Here is a 6,021-nt window from a genome sequence, read left to right as displayed (position 1 = left end):
CCTCTCAGGCCGGCTACCCGTCGTCGCCTTGGTAGGCCATTACCCCACCAACAAGCTGATAGGCCGCGGGCTCATCCTTCACCGCCGGAGCTTTCCAGCCCGGGAGATGCCTCCCGAACTCGTATCCGGTATTAGACCCCGTTTCCAGGGCTTGTCCCAGAGTGAAGGGCAGATTGCCCACGTGTTACTCACCCGTTCGCCACTAATCCACCCCGAAGGGCTTCATCGTTCGACTTGCATGTGTTAAGCACGCCGCCAGCGTTCGTCCTGAGCCAGGATCAAACTCTCCGTGAATGTTTACCCGTCATCGGGTGACACTCGCGTTGAGCGGAACCATCGGTCGGAATAGGACCAGTGGTTCACAGCGTCCTCGCTGTGTTTTTTCTTCAAAGGAACCTCGACCATCCGAGGATGGACGGGGTATCAACTAATCTGGCGTTGATTTTTGGCACGCTGTTGAGTTCTCAAGGAACGGACGCTTCCTTCGTACTCACCCTTCCGGGCTTTCCTCCGGGCTTTTCCCTTCGGTCTTGCGTTTCCGACTCTATCAGATCTTTCCGATCCGATTTCCCCGGTGCCTTCCGGTCCCTTTTGCTTTCGCTCCGGGCCCTTCCGGCGTGTTCACTACTTTAGCGGATTTCCCCGGTGACTCATAATCGAGTCATTCGAAACGCATTACGGCACGCCGAAATACGCCCCCGCCGGGGGAGATCTTCTTGAGTAGTGGATGGCCGCCTACAGGGGTGCTTGAACAAGCAGGCCCTGATCCAGCGGCTCGGGCCACATTACGCACTTCGTCGGCCCGAGTCAAGGCGCCTCTTGCGCGGGGTGTGGGCGCGGTACGGGCTCACCGTCGGGTCACCGTCGATCCAGAAGCGCCAGGGGTGCGGGGCGCCCTCGCCGCCGACGCCCGTGCGGGGGCCGCTGCGGACGAGGTCCGGGGCCGGCGGGGTGCCGGTGAGTACGGCGAGCGGGGCGTCCGGGTCGGAGCAGGCGTCCTCGCCGTTCAGGGAGAGCGCGACGTCGAGGGCGGTGGCCAGGCGCGCCGGGCCCTTGGCCAGCTCGTCGTCCTTGCGGGCCGAGCGGCGGCGGGGGCGGGCCTGCTCGGCGCCGCTCACGACCTCGCCCGCGCGCAGCAGGACCCCGCTCGCGCTGCCCTCGGGGCCGCACACCAGGTTCAGGCAGTGCCACATGCCGTAGGTGAAGTACACGTACGCGTGTCCGGGCGGGCCGAACATGACGGCGTTGCGTGCCGTCCGCCCCCGGAAGGCGTGCGAGCCCGGGTCGATCACGCCGGCGTACGCCTCCACCTCCGTGAGGCGCAGCTCGATGCGTCCTTCCTCCGTGGTGCGGACCAGGGTGCGTCCGAGGAGGTCCGGGGCCACTTCCAGGACGGGACGGTCGAAGAAGGACCTCGGGAGCGGCGTACGGCCGGGGGACTCGTTCATGGCGTCCGAGCGTAGTGGGGGACCGGCGCGGAACCGGTTACCGTCTTCGCGCGTATGTAGGGGTCAGGACTAGAAGGAGTGAAAGCCATGGGATTCAAGAAGCTGCTCGCGAGCCTGGGTGCCGGCGGGGCCAGTGTGGAGACGGTGCTCACCGAGGAGAACGTGGTCCCGGGCGGGGTCGTCCAGGGCGAGGTGCGGATCCAGGGCGGAAGCGTCGACCAGCAGATCGAGGGGCTGTCCGTCGGGCTCCAGGCGCGCGTCGAGGTCGAGGGCGGCGACCAGGAGCACAAGCAGGACATCGAGTTCGTGAAGGTGCGCCTCGGCGGGGCCTTCCAGGTGCAGGCCGGCGCGGTGCACGTGGTGCCGTTCGGCCTGGAGATCCCGTGGGAGACGCCGATCACCGCCGTGTCCGGGCAGCAGCTGCGCGGCATGCACATCGGCGTGACCACGGAGCTGGAGATCGCGCGCGCCGTGGACTCCGGTGACCTGGATCCGGTCAACGTGCACCCGCTGCCGGCGCAGCAGGCGATCCTGGACGCCTTCCTCCAGCTGGGCTTCCGCTTCAAGAGCGCGGACATGGAGCGGGGGCACATCCGGGGGACGCGGCAGAAGCTGCCCTTCTACCAGGAGATCGAGTTCTTCGCGCCGCAGCAGTACCGCGGCCTGAACCAGGTCGAGGTCAGCTTCGTCGCCGACGACCGCGAGATGGACGTCGTCCTGGAGATGGACAAGAAGCCGGGTCTGTTCACCGAGGGCAGCGACTCCTTCCGCGCCTTCAAGGTGGGGCTGGACGACTTCCACACCACTGATTGGGCGGCGTACCTGAACCAGTGGCTCGCCGAGGTCGGCGGCCGTCGCAACTGGCTCTAGGCTCGGGTCGCAAGGCCGCCCCGGCAGGCCGCCGGGGCGGCGACGAGCGATACGGAGGGTTTCTACGTGTCCGAGGGCAAGAGGGCGCCGCTCCCCCACGACTTCCATCCGCCGGTGGCGGCGTTCACCGTGGTGAGCGACGACATCGCGCCGGGCGGGGTCCTGAAGGACGCTCAGGTGCACGCGGAGGGGAACACCTCGCCGCAGCTCCGCTGGGAGGGTTTCCCGGCGGGGACCAAGAGCTTCGCCGTCACCTGCTTCGACCCCGACGCCCCGACGGGCAGCGGGTTCTGGCACTGGGTGGTGTTCGACATCCCGGCGTCGGTGACGGAACTGCCGGCCGGTGCCGGGTCGGGTGCGTTCGAGGGGCTGCCGGCCGGTGCCGTGCAGGCCCGGAACGACTACGGCGCGAAGGAGTTCGGCGGCGCGGCTCCCCCGGCCGGGGATCCGGCGCACCGCTACGTCTTCACGGTGTACGCGGTGGACAGCGAGAAGCTCGGTCCGGACGCCGACGCCTCGCCGGCGGCGGTCGGGTTCAACCTGCGGTTCCACACGCTGGGCCGTGCGCAGTTGGTCGGTGAGTACGCGGCTCCCGCGGCAGGCTGATCGTTCGTTTGTTGTTTGCCCGCTTCTGGTCCTGGAGAGATCAGAAGCGGGCACCTTTTGTTTCGCGAGAAATTGCGTTGTCCGACCCGGCCGGCCCGGCCATCGTTGATCCAAGCCCGAAGTCCCGTACAGGGGGCCGGGCAGGCATACGGGAGGTGGGCAACATGCGGGACACGCTGGTACTCAACGCGAGCTTCGAGCCGCTTTCGACGGTCACTCTGAACCGTGCGGTGGTGCTCGTGCTGCAGGCCAAGGCCGTCGTCGAGCAGGCCCACCCCGAGCTGCGGGTGCGCGGTGCCGCCGTCGATCTGCCGGTGCCCCGGGTGATCAGACTCTGCCGGTACGTCCGGGTGCCCTTCCGAAGACAGGCGCCGTGGTCGAGACGGGGGGTGCTGGTCCGGGACCAGCACCGGTGCGCGTACTGCGGGAAACGGGCGACGACGGTCGACCACGTCGTGCCGCGGGCCCAGGGGGGCAAGGACACCTGGCTGAACACGGTGGCGTCCTGTGCCGAGGACAACCACCGCAAGGCCGACCGGACGCCGGAGCAGGCGGGGATGCCGCTGCTGCACCAGCCGTTCGAGCCGACCCCGGCGGACGCGATGCTGCTCGCGCTGCGGGCGAGCGAGCGGTCCGCGCTGCCGGAGTGGCTGGCGAACTCGGCTGCGTGACGCGTACCCGCGGATTCGATCCGTATGCGAGGGCCCGTCTCCCGGTGGGAGACGGGCCCTCTCGTGTCACTTGAGGGTGAGCTGGAGGATGGCGACGACGCCGACGGCGATGATCACTCCGCGCAGGACGGTGGGCGGGAGCCGGCGTCCGACCTTGGCGCCGAGCTGGCCGCCGATCGTGGAGCCGACGGCGATGAGCAGGACGGCCGTCCAGTCGAACTCCGCGACGAAGAGGAAGAAGACGGCGGCGACGCCGTTGACGAGGGCTCCGAGGATGTTCTTGACGGCGTTGATCCGCTGGAGGTCGTCGTGGAGCAGCAGGCCCATGAGGGAGAGGTAGAGGACGCCCTGGGCGGCGCCGAAGTACCCGCCGTACATGCTGGCGAGGAGGAGGCCGAAGAGGAGGGCGGGGCCGCCGTCGGGGTGCGCCTCGGATCCGGTCCGTTCGCGCCGGCGCTGCACGGCCGCCGCGATGCGGGGCTGGAGGAGGACCAGGACGAGGGCGAGTCCGATGAGGACGGGGACGATCGCGTCGAAGGCGTCGGACGGCAGGGCGAGGAGCAGGATGGCGCCGACGAGGCCGCCGACGAGGGCGGCGGCGCCGAGGCGGAGGACGCGCTTCTTCTGGCCCTTGAGTTCGCGGCGGTAGCCGATGGCGCCGCTGACGGAGCCGGGGACGAGGCCGAGGGCGTTGGAGACGTTGGCGGTGATCGGTGGCAGTCCGGTCGCGAGGAGGACCGGGAACGTGATCAGCGTTCCCGATCCCACGATCGTGTTGATGGTGCCGGCGCCGATGCCGGCGGCGAAGACCGCCAGGGCTTCCCAGATGGACAACGCCATCTCCTTACGGGGTCGGTGAGTCGCCTCCCCGCTCCGAGGTCGTCGGGGTCGAGGGGCTCGCACCGATCATGCACGAGAAGTACGTGTACGTGTCAGTCAACCGACGGTTCGTCTCGCCTTTCGGGCGCGCCCGTCTTGGTGTTGAAGCCCGGGGCGCCGGAGCCGATGTTGCCGAAGGCGCCGGAGAGGCCCTTGAGGGCGTCGCCGATCTCGCTGGGCACGATCCAGAGCTTGTTGGCGTCGCCCTCGGCGATCTTCGGGAGCATCTGGAGGTACTGGTAGGAAAGGAGCTTCTGGTCGGGGTCGCCGGCGTGGATGGCCTCGAAGACCGTGCGGACGGCCTGGGCCTCGCCCTCGGCGCGCAGGGCGGCGGCCTTGGCCTCGCCCTCGGCGCGCAGGATCTGCGACTGCTTCTCGCCCTCGGCGGTGAGGATCGCGGACTGGCGGGTGCCCTCGGCGGTGAGGATGGCGGCGCGCTTGTCGCGCTCGGCGCGCATCTGCTTCTCCATCGAGTCCTGGATGGAGGTCGGGGGCTCGATCGCCTTGAGCTCGACGCGGTTGACGCGGATGCCCCACTTGCCGGTGGCCTCGTCGAGGACGCCGCGCAGGGCCGCGTTGATCTCCTCGCGGGAGGTGAGGGTCCGCTCCAGGTCCATGCCGCCGATGATGTTGCGGAGGGTGGTGACGGTGAGCTGCTCGATGGCCTGGATGTAGCTGGCGACCTCGTAGGTGGCGGCCCGGGCGTCGGTGACCTGGTAGTAGATGACCGTGTCGATGTTCACGACCAGGTTGTCCTGGGTGATCACCGGCTGCGGCGGGAAGGGGACGACCTGTTCGCGCAGGTCGATCCGGTTGCGGATCGAGTCGATGAACGGGACGACGATGTTCAGTCCGGCGTTGAGGGTGCGGGTGTAGCGGCCGAAGCGCTCCACGATCGCCGCACTCGCCTGCGGGATGACCTGGATCGTCTTGATCAGGGCGATGAAGACGAGCACCACCAGAATGATCAGGACGATGATGACTGCTGACATCGTGTTCCCCGTGCCCTTCGCTGCCGGTTGACTGCCGGTTTGCTATTCGATGATCGAGTCTCGCAGACGCCGGAACGTCATGGGCGGGGTTCGGTCACATGACCACGGCGGTAGCGCCGTCGATCTCGACGACGTCGACCTGTTCGCCCGGTTCGAAGGTCAGTCCGGCGTCGAGCGCGCGGGCGGACCAGACCTCTCCGGCGAGTTTGATGCGGCCCCCGCCGGCGCCGTCGATCCTTTCCAGGACGACGGCCTGACGCCCCTTCAGGGCGTCGACCCCGCTGGAGAGTCCGGGTCCGTCGCCCCGGTGGCGTGCGGCGAGGGGGCGCACCACCGCGATGAGCGCCACGGAGACGGCGACGAAGACGAGCACTTGGGGAACGATGCCGAAGCCGAGGGCGGCGGTGACCGCTCCCGCGACCGCCCCCACGGAGAACATGCCGAACTCCGGCATCGCGGTGAGGACCAGGGGAATGCCGAGCCCCACCGCGACGATCAGCCACCACACCCACGCGTCGATGTCCACACGCCCATGGTAGGGCGGCGGGGTGTTCC

7 protein-coding genes and 1 rRNA gene are annotated in these 6,021 nt (G+C 68.6%); 3 read left to right on the top strand and 5 right to left on the bottom strand.

Annotated features, from left to right (window positions below):
- Together AB0398_RS20345 and AB0398_RS20340 are read right to left on the bottom strand one after the other, a co-directional pair.
- Positions 1–294 (bottom strand): 16S ribosomal RNA (locus tag AB0398_RS20345); the annotation flags it as partial.
- Between the two features lie 491 nt (positions 295–785).
- Positions 786–1,448, bottom strand: coding sequence for a DNA-3-methyladenine glycosylase (locus AB0398_RS20340; RefSeq protein ID WP_366376905.1), 663 nt, complete (start codon positions 1,446–1,448; stop codon positions 786–788).
- An 87-nt stretch (positions 1,449–1,535) separates the two neighbouring features.
- On the opposite strand from AB0398_RS20340, the gene AB0398_RS20335 reads away from it, so the two are divergent.
- From AB0398_RS20335 to AB0398_RS20325, 3 genes are all read left to right on the top strand, one after another.
- Positions 1,536–2,318 (top strand): sporulation protein, encoded by a 783-nt coding sequence (locus AB0398_RS20335; protein WP_366376904.1) that lies wholly within the window; start codon positions 1,536–1,538, stop codon positions 2,316–2,318.
- 66 nt (positions 2,319–2,384) lie between these two features.
- On the top strand, positions 2,385–2,924 hold the full coding sequence (locus tag AB0398_RS20330) for a YbhB/YbcL family Raf kinase inhibitor-like protein (protein WP_366376902.1): 540 nt from the start codon (positions 2,385–2,387) through the stop codon (positions 2,922–2,924).
- A gap of 164 nt (positions 2,925–3,088) precedes the next feature.
- Positions 3,089–3,595: an HNH endonuclease gene (locus AB0398_RS20325; RefSeq protein WP_366376901.1), complete on the top strand. Its 507-nt coding sequence runs from the start codon at positions 3,089–3,091 to the stop codon at positions 3,593–3,595.
- Between the two features lie 66 nt (positions 3,596–3,661).
- On the opposite strand, the gene AB0398_RS20320 is transcribed toward AB0398_RS20325, so the two are convergent.
- From AB0398_RS20320 to AB0398_RS20310, 3 genes are all read right to left on the bottom strand, one after another.
- Positions 3,662–4,435, bottom strand: coding sequence for a sulfite exporter TauE/SafE family protein (locus AB0398_RS20320; RefSeq protein WP_366376900.1), 774 nt, complete (start codon positions 4,433–4,435; stop codon positions 3,662–3,664).
- 92 nt (positions 4,436–4,527) lie between these two features.
- Positions 4,528–5,466 (bottom strand): SPFH domain-containing protein, encoded by a 939-nt coding sequence (locus AB0398_RS20315; RefSeq protein ID WP_062756713.1) that lies wholly within the window; start codon positions 5,464–5,466, stop codon positions 4,528–4,530.
- A gap of 94 nt (positions 5,467–5,560) precedes the next feature.
- A complete protein-coding gene (locus AB0398_RS20310) occupies positions 5,561–5,992 on the bottom strand; it encodes an NfeD family protein (RefSeq protein ID WP_366376898.1) in 432 nt (143 codons plus the stop codon).
- Between the last annotated feature and the right edge of the window lie 29 nt (positions 5,993–6,021).

This window comes from Streptomyces sp. NPDC086147 (genome assembly GCF_040702165.1).
Classification (GTDB): Bacteria; Actinomycetota; Actinomycetes; order Streptomycetales; family Streptomycetaceae; genus Streptomyces.
Note: the sequence above shows the minus strand (reverse complement) of the source record. Positions and strands in the feature narration are given on the sequence as shown.

What these genes read in the sequence shown, in the direction of transcription:
- AB0398_RS20340 (WP_366376905.1), bottom strand. Translation starts at nt 1,448, where the DNA reads ATGAACGAGTCCCCCGGCCGTACGCCGCTCCCGAGGTCCTTCTTCGAC.
- AB0398_RS20335 (WP_366376904.1), top strand. Translation starts at nt 1,536, where the DNA reads ATGGGATTCAAGAAGCTGCTCGCGAGCCTGGGTGCCGGCGGGGCCAGT.
- AB0398_RS20325 (WP_366376901.1), top strand. Translation starts at nt 3,089, where the DNA reads ATGCGGGACACGCTGGTACTCAACGCGAGCTTCGAGCCGCTTTCGACG.
- AB0398_RS20320 (WP_366376900.1), bottom strand. Translation starts at nt 4,435, where the DNA reads ATGGCGTTGTCCATCTGGGAAGCCCTGGCGGTCTTCGCCGCCGGCATC.
- AB0398_RS20315 (WP_062756713.1), bottom strand. Translation starts at nt 5,466, where the DNA reads ATGTCAGCAGTCATCATCGTCCTGATCATTCTGGTGGTGCTCGTCTTC.